Source organism: Mesorhizobium sp. M0139, from assembly GCF_040322455.1.
Lineage (GTDB): Bacteria > Pseudomonadota > Alphaproteobacteria > Rhizobiales > Rhizobiaceae > Mesorhizobium.
The window spans coordinates 143506-157203 of sequence record NZ_JAMYTN010000014.1; the positions used below are offsets into that span (position 1 = coordinate 143506).

Genomic DNA, 13698 nt, shown 5'->3' on the forward strand with positions numbered 1-13698 from the left:
GAAATCCATCGTTTTCGGCTCGGCCTGACCTGAATCTCAGCGCACCTGTTGCGCGTGCATCCGTCGCCTCGGAAAAAAATCTTTCCATAACCCCAAGGATTGGCCATTAGCCTTCGTCCAACAGGCAAATGATGGCGATGATGCTGGATGAAAGCGAAGCCTCCGACGCCGAATTGATCGGGCGGGCGAAGGGCGGAGACAGGGGTGCCTTCGGCAAATTGCTGGAGCGGCACTACGACTTCGTCTATCGCGCCGCCTATCGCTGGTGCGGAAAGAAGGCCGATGCCGAAGACATCGCCCAGGAGGTCTGTGTCCGTCTCGGCAAGGCGATCCGCGACTATCGCGGCGGCGGCGCGTTTACGACATGGCTCTATTCCGTGACGCTGAACGCGGCGCGCGACATGATGCGCAAGACGACGCGCGAAAACGTCAAGACCGAGGCTTTCGGCGCCTACAGCATGATTTCGGGAGAGGCATCCGCCGAGCCTGAAGATCCCACTGAGGCGCTCTGGGCAGCGGTGCGGCAATTGCCGGACAAGCAGCGCGATGCAGTACTTCTTGTCTATGGCGAAGGTTTGAGCCATGCGGCCGCCGCCGAGGCGATGGCAATCTCGGAGACGACGGTTTCCTGGCACATCCATGAAGCGAAGAAACGGCTGAAGACGTTCATGCGTTCAGCCGGGGAAGTGTGACCATGGTCGACGACAACGAACTCAACAGGCTGCGCGACGCAGCAGTACCGGCGCCGGGCGAGAGCGCGAAGACACGCGCCTTCGAAGCCGCCATGCGCGCTTATGATCAGGAAAATATTTCTGCCGTCACCCAAGGATCGGTCGGCGGGCTTCGTCTCACAGAGCGAGCACAAAAGCTCTGGAGCGAGATCATGCAAAAGAAACTCATCGCCACGCCAGCCATTGCCGGGCTCGTCGCCCTGCCGATCGCCGGATACGCCACCTTCCACATGCTGAGGGAACAGCCGTTGCCGTTCGGTAGCGACGAGAAGATCACTGAGACGCTGGCCGACAAGCCGGCAACCAATGGGCCGGCGATCAACGCGCCGGTAAAAGACAAGCAGGCGCCTGAAGGCGACAAGAAGGCCGACGCCGATGTGCGAAGCCGCGACACCACTACGACGCTTACGCCGCCCGCGCCGCCGAAGCCCGAATCGACCGTTGCTGTCGCCCCTGCGCAGCAGGATGCGCTGGGGCGCGGCGTGTTGGCCGAGCCGGCGCCGGTTGAGAGCCGCGAGTTTTCGCTTGACGGCACCGCTGCCCCGGCCGGCGGCGCGCGGGTCGACCGCATGGCCGGCGCGACCGAATCCAAGTACCTGGCGCAGCCTTCGACGATGCCGGCCGACCAGATAGCGCCGCAGGAGCCAAACCGCGACCGCGTCGAGGATTTCAAGACCAATCCGGTGCATGCAGCGCTTCAGGATCCGGTCTCGACCTTCTCGATCGACGTCGACACCGCTTCCTATTCCTTCGTCCGCGGCTCGCTGAAGCAGGGCTACCTGCCGCAGGCCGACACGGTGCGCGTCGAGGAGATGGTCAATTACTTCCCCTATGACTGGAAGGGGCCGGACTCGGCTTCGACGCCGTTCAATTCGACCGTCAGCGTCATGCCGACGCCGTGGAACGCGCACACCAAGCTGATGCACGTCGCCATCAAGGGCTTCGACATCAAGCCGGTCGAGCAACCCAAGGCCAATCTGGTGTTCCTGATCGACGTCTCGGGTTCGATGGACGAGCCTGACAAGCTGCCGCTGCTCAAGTCGGCTTTCCGGCTGCTGGTCAGCAAGCTCAAGGCGGACGACACCATCACGATCGTCACCTATGCCGGTGACGCCGGCACCGTGCTGATGCCGACCAAGGTTACCGAGAAGGACAAGATCCTCAACGCCATCGACAATCTGTCGCCCGGCGGCTCGACGGCCGGCGAGGCGGGCATCAAGGAAGCCTACAAGCTTGCCCAGCAGTCCTTCGTCAAGGATGGCATCAACCGTGTGATGCTGGCCACGGACGGCGACTTCAATGTCGGCCAGACCGATGACGACGATCTGAAGCGGCTGATCGAGCAGGAGCGCAAGACCGGCGTCTTCCTGTCGGTGTTCGGCTTTGGACGCGGCAATCTGAACGACCAGATGATGCAGACCATCGCCCAGAACGGCAACGGCACCGCCGCCTATATCGACACGCTGGCCGAGGCCGAGAAGGTTCTGGTCGAGGATGCCTCCTCGACGCTGTTCACCATCGCCAAGGACGTCAAGATCCAGGTCGAGTTCAATCCAGACAAGGTCTCGGAGTACCGGCTGATCGGCTATGAAACCCGCGCCTTGAACCGCGAGGACTTCAACAATGATCGCGTCGATGCCGGCGATATCGGCTCCGGTCATTCGGTGACCGCCATCTACGAGATCACGCCGAAGGGCAGCGGCGGCGAGCAGATGGATCCGCTGCGCTACGGCCAGGCGACGGTCAACAATGGCGGTGTCGCCAATGCCGACGAATATGCCTTCGTGAAAATCCGCTACAAGCTGCCGAACGAAGACGTCTCGAAGCTGATCACCACGCCGGTGACGTCGGCCAACGAGGTCGCGTCCTTCGACCAGGCCAGCACCGACCAGCGCTTCTCCGTCGCTGTCGCCGCCTTCGGCCAGAAGCTGCGCGACGAGGATGCGACCGCGAAGTTCGGCTACGACAAGATCATGGAGATTGCCACCGCCGCCCGAGGAGCCGACCCGTTTGGGTACAGGTCCGAGTTCCTTTCGCTTGTGCGCCTTGCCTCGGCGCTGGGCGGTGACCGGTAGTGGCAATACAGCCGGTTCCTTTCAGACGGGGGTCGTTCTGATACGGGGAACCGGCTACGGGCGGGTGAGGCAGGCCGGCGGGGGAAACCCTGCCGGCCTTTTTTCGGATCCGAGCGAGTGCTCGGCCGATCGTTAAATTGCGCGGCTTTTCCGGAACGTGATCGCAATGCCCTGCTATTATTGCATGGGGTCGGGACTGGGCTTGGGGAGCCGGAATTGCAGATCATGAACATTGGAAACACGACGCCGGCGGTGAGACACACGCAGGCGTCGGGAACGCTGTCGCCGGAATCCAGGCGCATCATGGATGATGTCGACGCAGCCCGGAATACCGCAAAGTCGGCGCTGACCAATGACCGCTTTCGTGCCATGCTGGAGCAGATCGGCAATCCGCAGTCGTCGGGTGACCTGGTGACGATGAATGAAAGCGCCGACAGCACCGCCCTGGATTTCACGACGGCGCTATCGCGTTACGCTGAAAACAGCGAATAAGGCCTAAAGCGCGCCGGCGTTTTAGGCCTTTGTTTATGCCTATTGTTGTCTCAAAACCGCAGACACTTTGAGACATCCGTTCGATATCAGGCTCGGCTGCGGCGGCGTTCGCGGCGGGCTTCGCTGGTCTCGGCGGTGTTTTCCGTCGCCACCTTGTTGCGCATCGGACCGATGCGCTCGACGATCCCCGCGACGGTCGGGCGTTCGGATTTGGTGTGCGCGTCGAGCGCCTTGCGCATGGCGGCAAGGTGCTGGAACGAGGTGCCGCAGCAGCCGCCGATGATCTTCGCGCCGCCATCGACAGCCAGCCGGACATAGTCGGCCATCAGCTCCGGCGTGCCGGAATAATGGATCTCGGTGCCACGAAATTCGGGAATGCCGCAATTGCCCTTGACGATCACCGTCGCTTCCGGCTTCGCCTCGGTCATGTCGAGCAGCGAGGCCAGGATGTCGGAGGCGCCGACACCGCAATTGGCGCCGACACCGAGCGGCGTCTCTGAAAGTCCGTCGACGACGCCGTGGATATCCCTGGGCAGCAGGCCCATCATGGTGCGGCCGGCAGTGTCGAACGAACCGGTATAGGTGTAGGGCAGGCCGACGCGAATGGCGGCTTCCGCCGCGGCGCGGATTTCGTCCGGCGCAGACATGGTCTCGATCCAGGCGACTTCGGCGCCGCCTTCCTTGAGACCCTCGATCTGCTCGGCAAAAGCCTCGACCGCTTCGTCATAGGTCATGGCGCCGAGCGGCACCAGCAACTCGCCGGTCGGGCCGACCGAGCCGGCGACGATGACTTTCCTGCCGGCCTTGTCGGCGACAGCGCGGGCAATCTCGGCGGCGCGCTTGTTCAGCGCACGTACACGGTCCTGCGCATGGTGCAGCTTCAGCCGGTGGCGGGTGCCGCCGAACGAGTTGGTGAGGATGATATCGGCGCCGGCGTCGACGAAATTCTGGTGCAGGCTGGTGATGGTGTCGGGCGCTGTCTCGTTCAGCAACTCCGGCGCTTCGCCGGCCTCCAGACCCATGGCGAACAGATTGGTGCCGGTGGCACCATCGGCGAGCAGCACGCCCTTTTCGGCCAGCAGAGCATCGATGGGATTGTTCGCGGTCATCGGATCGACTTTCAGATATTTGAATGGAATAAGGATATAAAGAAGTCTTTATGTCCAGTCAATGTGTTTGCAACCTGCAATGCCGCGCGGCGCTCCTTTCCGGGGCGTTGGCGATCAGGCAGAACCCGATGGAAATGACGCGCCGGCCAGATTGCGCGCGTAGGCGGCGGCCTCATGCGGGTTGATGTCGGCGGCCCGGATCAGATTGTCGAAATGCTGGGTCAGCGCCTGTACCGGCTGGGTGGCATTCAGCACGACATACATGTCGCCGACATAGATGGCGGCGCGATAAGGGCCGAAGATGGTCAGCGGGATGGAATAGCGCATGCGGCCGTCATAGAGGAACAGGCGGAAGGTGGGGTAGAGATCGTCAAGCAGCGTCGCCATATGGGCAAGCTGCTGCCGGCGGTCAGCCTCGGGAAAGCGGTCCCAGACGCCCAGGCCGCGGGCAAAGATCTCAAGCGTATGGCGCGGCATGCAGACCTCCATGTCGGTCTCAGGGCGCCGGTTGTACTCGATGCGGTACTGCGTCTCGCTGGCCTGCGCCAGACGGCTGCGGTTGGTGATGTTGGCTTCGTAGTCGACCAACTGGCGTGTGCGCAGGAGGTCTGGAATGCCGGCCGGCACATAGCGGATCTTGGTGCCGGCGGCCTCGGCGAACCATTTGGCCAAAAGCGTGCGGTCGAAGCCGTCGGGCGCCTCTTCGATCTCCAGGCTTTCGCGGATTTCGCCGGTGACGCCTTCGTCCTGGGAGAGGCCGAGCAGCCAGTCCAGCGAGATCTTGAATTCGGCGGCGATGTTGAGCAGCGTTTCGGCGCGTGGCAGGCGCGTCGAGGCGCCGGACATCAGTTGCGACAGCGCCGACCGGTCGATGCCGACTGCTGACGCGAAAGCTGACTGGTTGAGATCGGACCGTGTCAGGAGCAGCTTCAGGCGCTCCCGGAAGATTGCCGAAAGGTCCCGTTTGTCCACTGTTCGTTCTCCGCACTCTCTTAGGAAAAATTTTGCGCCAGAGCCGTCGAATCAGCACTTCCAGCGTAAATGAATCCGTAGGGTTGTTTACAATGCATAACATCTGCGGTCAAAAATGCGCAATCGCAACATTTTGTACACTTTGTCTCGTTGAGCGGAATCGCTTCTCCTGACACTATGCTGTCAGGAACAATTCCGGCGACTGAGGGACAGTGGTCGATAGCATGACAGGCAAGCGCATCAAGCGACGCGACTCAGCGGCCATCGAGTGGCCGACCGTGGTCCTCGCTTTCTTCTGTTACGGAATGTGGCTCGCTGCCGGGCTCCTGCTCTGGCCCTCTTATCCGATCCTGGCTCTTTTTCTCCTCGGCTTCATCCTGGCCTTGCAGTCGTCGATCATGCACGAAGTGCTGCATGGCCATCCGACGCGCAGCGCGCTCATCAACGAAGCCTTCGTCTTCCTGCCGATCGGCCTGGTCTGGCCGTTCCGTCGCTTCAAGACGCTTCATTTGCGCCACCACGCCGACGAGCGCCTGACCGATCCCCTCGACGATCCCGAGAGCTATTACCAGGCGTTGTGGGTGCATGATGATCTGCCGCCGACGATGAAATTCCTGCTCAAGATCAACAACACCATGGCCGGCCGTTTCTTCCTCGGCCCCTGGCTGTCCTGCATCGGTTTCTTCATCGACGACGCCAGGCATGTGATTGCCGGCGACAAGGTGATCGGCAAGGCATGGCTGCTGCATGCGATCGGCCTCGCCATCGTAGTGCCGATCGTGCAGTTCGGCTTCGGCATTCCCGTATGGCGCTACATTCTGGTGCCGGTCTGGCTCGGCCAGTCGCTGATCGCGGTCCGGACTTTCGCCGAACATCAGTGGTCCGAGCACCCTGAAGGTCGCACGGTGATCATCGAGCGCTCGCCGCTGTCGTTCCTGTTCCTCAACAACAATCTGCACTTCGTCCACCACAAGACGCCGACGGTTGCCTGGTACAGACTTCCAAAACTGTTTGCGGACCGCCGCGACGAGTGGCTGCGGATGAACAATGGCTACGCCTATCCGAACTATTTCGCACTGATCAAAGCCTACGCCTTCAAGGCCAAGGAGCCGATCGTGCACCCGGTGCTGCGCCGCCAGCCCGAGCCGGGCAGGGCGTTCAAGCCGCGCATCAGGGCGCGCAGCATCCACGGGCTTGGCAGCGCGCCGGTTCCGGCCGAGCCGCCGAAGGAATAATCCCCGGACTTCCCGAACCCGTGTCGGCCAATTCTGATTGGACGCCGCGTTTTTGCGATCTTTTCCCGAGCCATGATGATTGAGTGTCGGCATGAGTGATTTGGTTGCGGCATTGCCGATGTACGACTGGCCCGAAGTGCGCGGCGAGGTCGACGCGCAATGGGCAGCGTTGCGCGATGCTTTTCGGCACGAGGGCGTCGATGGGCCGCAGACAATCGTGCGCCGCAATGGCGACCTGCCGCCGGTGCCGGGCGGTATCCACGACGCCGAGGGCAGACTGATCGCGCCCGATCCGGCGACACTGCCGCCGGACGAACTCGACCATCACCAGCTTTGGCTGCATCCGGCGCTGCTGTTCGCGCAGACCTGCTGGGGGCCTATGGAACTCGGCCTGAGCAAGCATGTGCAGGTGGTCGGCCAGCCGAGCTACGACGCTTACGAGGGCGGCGAAGGCGAACTCTATTCGAGCGCGCTGGTGATGCGGACGGGCGAGGGACCGGAGGTTCGCTCGCCCGCGGATGGCAAAGCCTCGCTGCCGCTCGATCTGATGCGCGGCACGCGTTTTACCTACAACAGCCTCGATTCGATGTCGGGCATCATTGCACTGGCGCGCGATCTGCAGGCCGCCGGCGAAAGCCTGGATATCTTTTCCTCGCGCAGCGAAAGCGGTGGCCATCGCGGCTCGATCGTCGCGGTCGCCGAGGGCAAGGCGGATATAGCTGCCATCGACTGTGAGAGCTGGGCGCTGGCGCAGCGTTTCGAACCTGCGGCAAACGCCGTGAAGGTCGTCGGCTGGACGGCAAGGCGCAAAGGCCTGCCCTACATCACCGCCAGGACGACGCCGGAAAAGACGCTCAAGGCTCTGCGCGAGGCGCTTGCCGGATCAGCCGAGCAGCCTCGCATCCAGCTTGTAGGTTGAAAGCTGCTCGTTACCGGTCGCGGTGATCAGGATCTGTTCCTCGATCTTGACGCCCTCATGGCCGCCGAGACGGCCGATATAGCTTTCCACGCACAGCACCATTCCCGGCTCCAGCGCGCCGTCGGGCGTGTCCGGCGTCCAGTCGCTTGCATGCGGCAGGGTCGGGTACTCGTCGGCCAGGCCGACGCCGTGATAGAGCACGCCGTAGCGTGTCGGGAAGCAATCTCCCGGCGGCACCACGGAGCGTTCGACCAGGTCGCGAAAGGATATGCCGGGCTGCATCAATTGCGTGTTGTGGGCGATCTGGTCGGCGGCGATGCGGAACAGGTCGCGCTGCTCGTTCGACGGCCTGGCGTCACCGCAAAGCCAGGTGCGGGAGAGATCGGCGCAGAAGCCGTAGGGACCGATCAGGTCGGTGTCGAAGGCGACGAGGTCGCCTTCCTCGATCACCCGCGACGAGCATTCCTGGAACCACGGATTGGTGCGCGGCCCCGAGGCAAGCAGCCGGGTTTCGATCCATTCGCCGCCGCGCGCAATGTTGCCGCGGTGCAGTTCGGCCCACAATTCGTTTTCGGAAATGCCCGGCGTCAGCGCCTTTTCCATTTCACCCATCGCCGCTTCGCAAGCTACGATGGCGCGGCGCATGGCGAGGATCTCGTCCGGCGATTTGATCAGCCGCGAATTTTCCATCACCGCTTCGCCATTGCCGATCGAAATGCCGAGGCGGGCGAGTTCCTCGACCCCTTCGGGGTTGATGTGGTCGACGGCAATGCGGCTGTTGCCGCCGCCATGCTCCTTGACCAGATCGGCGATGCCGGCCGCCCAGCGGCGGACTTTGTGCTCGGTCAGCTCGCCGCCATAGAGATACATCCACGACACTGCCGGCCGCACCTCGTCAACGACGCCGGAATGATCCGACAGATGCTCGCAGGAGAAATAGTCGAACAGCACCACGGGTCCCTCAGTGGCGACGAAGCAGTGGCGGGTCGGATTGTGCGCGACCCATAGTTGCATGTTGGTCGAATCGGTGGCGTAGCGGATGTTGACGGGGTCGTAGAGCAGCGCGCCGGCATAGTTTCGGCGCTTCAACTCGGCGCGGAGGCGCTCGAGCCGGTATTTGCGCATCGCGGCAAGATCGGGCGCGGCGATGCCTGCCGCTTGCCATTCGGTTTCAGCCAGCGTGCCATAGCCCAGCACATGCTGGTTCAGCGACGCCGCTTTCTGGCGCGAGGCGTCGCGCAAGGCTTCGACGGAGCCCGGCTCGAACGGCATGATCTTGCGGTGACGGCCGAACCCTTGTTTCTCCACCCGACGCCTCCCTGCCGACTTACTGTGGCGCTGCGCCCGCGGCCGCTTTCTTCAGCCGCGTGACCGTCAGCGTGCGGGTGGGCGGCTCGCTGTCGAACAGCATCGGGACGACCAACTGCTGCGGCGAGCCGTCAGCGACATAGCCGGCCTCGCTCAAGGCCCGCAGGATGCCCTCGGGAGGTTCCTTGTCATTGGCCATCACGAGCACCGCCGGCTCGATCAGCAAATGGCCTAAGTCCGGCATCTCGTCGTCGAGCACGACCAGATCGGGATCGACAAGACGCAGATTTCCCACCCAGTGCCAGCTCGATATCGCCGTGCGAACCGGACCGTTTGCCGTCAGCTGGCCATAGAGCGACTGGTAGTCGACACGCACGATGCTGCCACGGCTGTCGCCGCCATTGAGGTGCGTGTACCAGGTCACCGGCAGCACGAGGATGGCAAGCGTTGCGCCGACAAAGACGACGACGTCCTGCACCTTCCTTCCCTTGTCGCCTCTGGCATCCATCCGCAAGGCCAGCGCGACCGGCAGCAACACAAGGATGGGAAGCATCCAGCGATCGCGAAATTGCGTCGTCCCGCTCGCCAGGACGAGCACGATGGTCATCGCCAGGGCAAAAGCGATGGTGCGCCACACCAGTTTCTCGGTCCATGGCGCCGGTTGCAGCGCGGGCGCTGGCTTTTTCCATGCGATGAGCAAAGCCGCGACGAATATGCCGGCCGGCAACACGGCGAAATACAGGATAGCCTTGCCCAGTCCGCGCATTCCGTAGAATGCGGTTTGTATGGCGCTTTCTCCTCTGCCCATGCCGAAGCCGCCGCTGTGCGACAGCAACTGGTCGGTGTAGGTCAGGTTCCAGTAGAGCGTCGGCAGGCAAAGCAGCACCGCCACGACAAGGCTGATCGAAAACCGGCGGTTGAGGATGACGCCGCGCGTTTCGCGCAGCGACAGGGTGGACAGCATCAGCGCGCCGAGAAAGATCGCGTTGTTGTATTTCGACAGGATGGCGGCGGCCATCGCCACGCCAAACAGCACATAGGTGGCCAGCGAACGCCGCTGCACCAGTTCGACGAGCGCAAGAAACAGCACCACTGAAAAACAGAAAGCGGCGATCGAGTGGGTGAGCGCGTGCTGCATCTCCCACACCATCTGCGGAAACAACAGCAGGCCGAACAATGCGGCGGCGCCAGCGCGGCTGGAATAGCCCAGGCGGCGGACAGCGATGAAAACCGACGCCAGCGCCGCTCCGATCAGCAGGTACTTCACGATCTTGAGCGCCAGGATGTTCGTTCCGACCACGGCGGCGACGAGGCGGGCAAGCCAGGTGTAGAGCGGCGGCTGCGAGCCGCCATAGCCAGCCCAGAGGTAGTGCATGTACATCAGCTGTTCGGAATCGTCGACGCCGACACCGGTTCCTACGACATGGGACAGCAGCGCCATCACCACGATCTGGACGACGCAATAGACCGCGACGCAGACCAGTGCGGCGTTGAAGGGACCGACCTTGCCTTCGCCGAGCCAGTCCGTCCATTTCTCTAGATACTGCAAGGGGATCGTCTTCTCATCGAGGGAAAATGCCTGCGGCCAACTGCCGAAGGCCCCTTACACGATCTCACGCTCCCTGTCGCCTTTTCAGGTCCGCATCTTCTCGCCGCTGGGGTCGAAGGGCGCCTCGACATTGATGCGCGCCGGACGCCGGTGGCCGAGGATCTCGATCTCGAACAGTCCGGCACTTTCGTCCTCGGCGAGTGCCGCCGGCACATAGCCCTGCGCCATCGACTTCTGCACATAGTGCGCATAACCGCCCGAGGTGACCCAGCCGACCACGCGCCAGTCGCGGTCGACGATGCCGCGCACGGCGGAAGCGCCTTCGGCAGCCTTCGAGCCACGCACTTCCTTGCCCGCCATGTCGAAGCGCGGCGCGCCATAGCCATGCGGCTTTTCCACCGTGCCATAGTCCTTGCCGACCTTGGCCCAGATCGGCTCGTCGCCCATGACATCGGCGTCGGCCGCATCGATGATGAAGGAGACACGGCGCAGTTTCGGTCCTTCCGCCTGTTCCTTGGCGGCGGCCTCGCGGCCGATGAAGTCGTTCTTCTCCAGCTTGATGAAGCGGTCCATCCCGCCTTCGAACGGGCCGTAGATCGGCCGCAGCTCGCGGTACCAGGTCGGGAAGTTCTTCTCCAGGCGCATGGAGAGCAAAGCGCGCATGCCGAAATCGACGAGGCCGAACTCCTCGCCGGCGTCCTTGATCGCCTTGTAGACCAGGCGCTCATAGGCCGGCGCCATCCAGATTTCATAGCCGAGATCACCGGTATAGGTGATGCGGTTGACCATGCAGGGCGCGCCCCCGACCGCCATTTCGCGGAAATCCATGAAGCGAAACGCCTTGGTCGAGATGTCGACATCGACCAGCTTCTGCAAGAGGTCGCGCGATTTCGGCCCGGCGATCGACAGGCCGACGAGCGTCTGATCGAAGCGGTGGATGCGCACCGAACCATCCTTCGGCAGGTGCTTTTCGAACCAGCGCATGTGGTATTTCTGCGCGGCGGAAGAGCCCCAGATCATAAATCTGTCTTCGCCTGCCTTGGCGATGGTGAAGTCGCCGATCAGCTTGCCGAACTCGTTGATCATCGGCGTCAGCACGATGCGGCCGGTCTTCGGCATGCGGTTGGTCATCAGCCGGTTGAGGAAATCCTCAGCCGCAGGTCCCGACACTTCGTATTTGGCGAAGTTGGCGATTTCGGTGACGCCGACGCGTTCGCGCGTGGCGCGCACTTCCTCGCCGATAGGACCGAAATCGTTGGAGCGGTGGAAGGAGACGACGTCCTTCGGCTCCTTGCCCTTCGGCGCGAACCACAGCGGGGTCTCCAGGCCCCAGCTATCGCCCATGACGGCGTTGTTGGCGAGCATCGTGTCATAGAGCGGGGTGGTTTGTGCAGGGCGCGCAGCCGGCAGCTCTTCATTGGGGAAGCGGATGGAGAAGCGGCGCGAATAGTTTTCGCGCACCTTTGCGTTGGTGTAGCGCAGGCCGGCCCACTCGCCGAAGCGGGCGACATCCATGCCCCAGACGTCGAAGCCGGGATCGCCATGCACCATCCAGTTGGACAGCGCGAGGCCGACGCCGCCGCCCTGGCTGAAGCCGGCCATGACGGCGCAGGCGCACCAGAAATTGGTCAGGCCCTGCACCGGCCCGACCAGCGGATTTCCGTCGAGCGCGAAGGTGAAGGGGCCGTTGATGATCTGCTTGATGCCGGCTTTCTCGATGCCGGGGAAATGCTTGAAGCCGATCTCCAGCGACGGCGCGATGCGGTCGAGGTCGGGCGGCAGCAGTTCATGGCCGAAATCCCACGGCGTATTGACCGGCGACCAGGGTTTGCAGGCTTTTTCATAGGTGCCGAGCAGGATGCCGTTGCGCTCTTGGCGGGTGTAGATCTCGCCCTTGAAGTCGAGCACGCCGATCATCTCGCGGCCGGTCGATTTGTTGAATTCCTCGACCTCGGGCATCGGCTCGGTGAGCAGGTACATGTGCTCCATGGCCAGCACCGGCAGTTCGACGCCGACCATGCGGCCGATCTCGCGCGCCCACAGGCCGCCGCAGTTGACGACATGCTCGGCGTGGACGGTGCCCTGTTCGGTGACGACGTTCCAGGTGCCGTCAACTTCCTGCGTCAAGTCGACGACGCGGTTGCGCAGCACGATCTCGGCGCCCAGCTTCTTGGCCGCCTTGGAGTAGGCGATCGTCGTGCCGGAGGGATCGAGATGGCCTTCGACCGGATCCCACATGGCGCCGACGAAATTGGTCTCGTCCATCAGCGGGAACATCGCCTTGGCTTCGGAGGGCGTGATCAGCTCGGTGTCCATGCCGAGATAGCGGCCCTTGGCGTGGGCCAGGCGCAGAAAATCCATGCGCTCGGGCGTATCGGCCATCATCACGCCGCCGGTCAGATGCAGCGAGCAGGACTGGCCGGAGATTTCCTCGATCTCCTTGTAGAGCTGCACCGTATAGGCCTGCAGTTTGGCGACGTTGGGATCGCCGTTCAGCGTGTGGAAGCCGCCGGCTGCGTGCCAGGACGAGCCGGAGGTGAGCTCGGACCGCTCGATCAGCATGATGTCGGTCCAGCCGGCCTTGGCCAGATGGTAGAGCACCGAGCAGCCAACGACGCCGCCGCCAATGACAACCGCTTTTACATGAGATTTCATGAGAGATAGGTCCGTTTTTTAAGAGATTGAATCGAATGGGCGGGGGTGAAAACAAAGCGGAGATCGGCCGCAGCGACGTTCTCGGCCAACCTGCCATCAAGCGCGGCAAGGATGGTTTCGCAGACGGAAGTGCGATGGTTCAGGACGTCATGGTTCCAAACACGCAGGATCGAATAGCCTTGCGCGCGCATGAAATCGTCACGGCGACAGTCATAGGAGCTGTCGGCGTGTTGATGGCCGTCGATTTCCACGACAAGCCATTTTTCGCGGCAGGCGAAGTCTGCAAAGTATGGTCGGATAGAGAACTGTCGCGTGAATTTGTAGCCGCCAAGTTTGCGGGCTTTCAACTCAAGCCAAAGCAGAGCTTCGGCCTGATTGTCACCTTGTCCAAGTTTTCTGGCTCGCAGGGTAGTGCCATTCTTGCGGCGACTGCGGGTTTGACCAGCGCCTTCCCCCACTCCGTCGCCGCTTCCCGGCGCCACCTCTCCCCCCTCCGGAGGGAGAGGAAGGGAGCCAGCCCGCATAACTTCGCGCCTTTCCTCTCCCCCGTCGATCGGGGGAGAGGTGGCGGGCGGCGCGCAGAGGAATGGGGGTGGTCAGGATGTTTCTTTTAAAAAAAAACAAGCACCCGACGCTAAGGGGGGTGGGGGTGG

At 62.7% G+C, this 13698-nt stretch carries 11 protein-coding genes; 5 read left to right on the plus strand and 6 right to left on the minus strand.

The genetic code is table 11. From position 1 onward, the window contains the following. Window positions 1-131: 131 nt before the first annotated feature. The 3 genes from NKJ58_RS23980 to NKJ58_RS23990 all read left to right on the plus strand — a co-directional run bounded on the left by NKJ58_RS23980 (window position 132) and on the right by NKJ58_RS23990 (window position 3298). Window positions 132-692 (plus strand): RNA polymerase sigma factor, encoded by a 561-nt coding sequence (locus NKJ58_RS23980; RefSeq protein WP_023744714.1) that lies wholly within the window; start codon window positions 132-134, stop codon window positions 690-692. Between the two features lie 2 nt (window positions 693-694). Further along, a complete protein-coding gene (locus NKJ58_RS23985; RefSeq protein ID WP_352853955.1) occupies window positions 695-2806 on the plus strand; it encodes a vWA domain-containing protein in 2112 nt (703 codons plus the stop codon). 225 nt (window positions 2807-3031) lie between these two features. Continuing rightward, the gene (locus tag NKJ58_RS23990; RefSeq protein WP_352853957.1) at window positions 3032-3298 is read left to right on the plus strand and encodes a hypothetical protein; all 267 of its coding nucleotides are present in this window, start codon (window positions 3032-3034) and stop codon (window positions 3296-3298) included. Between the two features lie 86 nt (window positions 3299-3384). Here NKJ58_RS23990 and bmt read toward each other — a convergent pair whose 3' ends face one another. Beyond that, complete coding sequence (bmt, locus tag NKJ58_RS23995) at window positions 3385-4407, minus strand: betaine--homocysteine S-methyltransferase (protein ID WP_352853959.1); 1023 nt, start codon at window positions 4405-4407, stop codon at window positions 3385-3387. 114 nt (window positions 4408-4521) lie between these two features. Beyond that, entirely contained in the window at window positions 4522-5379 is an 858-nt protein-coding gene (locus tag NKJ58_RS24000; protein WP_023681768.1) for a helix-turn-helix domain-containing protein, read from the minus strand. Window positions 5380-5603: 224 nt separating this feature from the next. On the opposite strand from NKJ58_RS24000, the gene NKJ58_RS24005 reads away from it, so the two are divergent. Both NKJ58_RS24005 and NKJ58_RS24010 read left to right on the plus strand, forming a co-directional pair. After that, complete coding sequence (locus NKJ58_RS24005) at window positions 5604-6614, plus strand: fatty acid desaturase (RefSeq protein WP_352853960.1); 1011 nt, start codon at window positions 5604-5606, stop codon at window positions 6612-6614. Window positions 6615-6705: 91 nt separating this feature from the next. Next, window positions 6706-7533: a phosphate/phosphite/phosphonate ABC transporter substrate-binding protein gene (locus NKJ58_RS24010; protein WP_352853962.1), complete on the plus strand. Its 828-nt coding sequence runs from the start codon at window positions 6706-6708 to the stop codon at window positions 7531-7533. Here NKJ58_RS24010 and NKJ58_RS24015 read toward each other — a convergent pair. The 4 genes from NKJ58_RS24015 to NKJ58_RS24030 all read right to left on the minus strand — a co-directional run bounded on the left by NKJ58_RS24015 (window position 7498) and on the right by NKJ58_RS24030 (window position 13527). Beyond that, the gene (locus tag NKJ58_RS24015) at window positions 7498-8805 is read right to left on the minus strand and encodes a M24 family metallopeptidase (RefSeq protein WP_352853972.1); all 1308 of its coding nucleotides are present in this window, start codon (window positions 8803-8805) and stop codon (window positions 7498-7500) included. The genes NKJ58_RS24010 and NKJ58_RS24015 overlap by 36 nt on opposite strands. Window positions 8806-8860: 55 nt before the next feature. Further along, window positions 8861-10390 (minus strand): ArnT family glycosyltransferase, encoded by a 1530-nt coding sequence (locus NKJ58_RS24020; RefSeq protein ID WP_352853963.1) that lies wholly within the window; start codon window positions 10388-10390, stop codon window positions 8861-8863. 84 nt (window positions 10391-10474) lie between these two features. Further along, window positions 10475-13045 carry a GcvT family protein gene (locus NKJ58_RS24025; protein ID WP_352853965.1) on the minus strand — a complete coding sequence of 857 codons (2571 nt, stop codon included), beginning with the start codon at window positions 13043-13045 and terminating at the stop codon, window positions 10475-10477. Beyond that, complete coding sequence (locus NKJ58_RS24030; protein WP_352853966.1) at window positions 13042-13527, minus strand: endonuclease domain-containing protein; 486 nt, start codon at window positions 13525-13527, stop codon at window positions 13042-13044. Before NKJ58_RS24030 ends, NKJ58_RS24025 begins: the two co-directional genes overlap by 4 nt. Window positions 13528-13698 lie beyond the last annotated feature (171 nt).

What these genes read in the sequence shown, in the direction of transcription:
- NKJ58_RS24005 (WP_352853960.1), top strand. Translation starts at nt 5,604, where the DNA reads ATGACAGGCAAGCGCATCAAGCGACGCGACTCAGCGGCCATCGAGTGG.
- NKJ58_RS23980 (WP_023744714.1), top strand. Translation starts at nt 132, where the DNA reads ATGGCGATGATGCTGGATGAAAGCGAAGCCTCCGACGCCGAATTGATC.
- NKJ58_RS23990 (WP_352853957.1), top strand. Translation starts at nt 3,032, where the DNA reads ATGAACATTGGAAACACGACGCCGGCGGTGAGACACACGCAGGCGTCG.
- NKJ58_RS24025 (WP_352853965.1), bottom strand. Translation starts at nt 13,045, where the DNA reads ATGAAATCTCATGTAAAAGCGGTTGTCATTGGCGGCGGCGTCGTTGGC.
- NKJ58_RS24010 (WP_352853962.1), top strand. Translation starts at nt 6,706, where the DNA reads ATGAGTGATTTGGTTGCGGCATTGCCGATGTACGACTGGCCCGAAGTG.
- bmt (WP_352853959.1), bottom strand. Translation starts at nt 4,407, where the DNA reads ATGACCGCGAACAATCCCATCGATGCTCTGCTGGCCGAAAAGGGCGTG.
- NKJ58_RS24015 (WP_352853972.1), bottom strand. Translation starts at nt 8,805, where the DNA reads ATGCCGTTCGAGCCGGGCTCCGTCGAAGCCTTGCGCGACGCCTCGCGC.
- NKJ58_RS23985 (WP_352853955.1), top strand. Translation starts at nt 695, where the DNA reads ATGGTCGACGACAACGAACTCAACAGGCTGCGCGACGCAGCAGTACCG.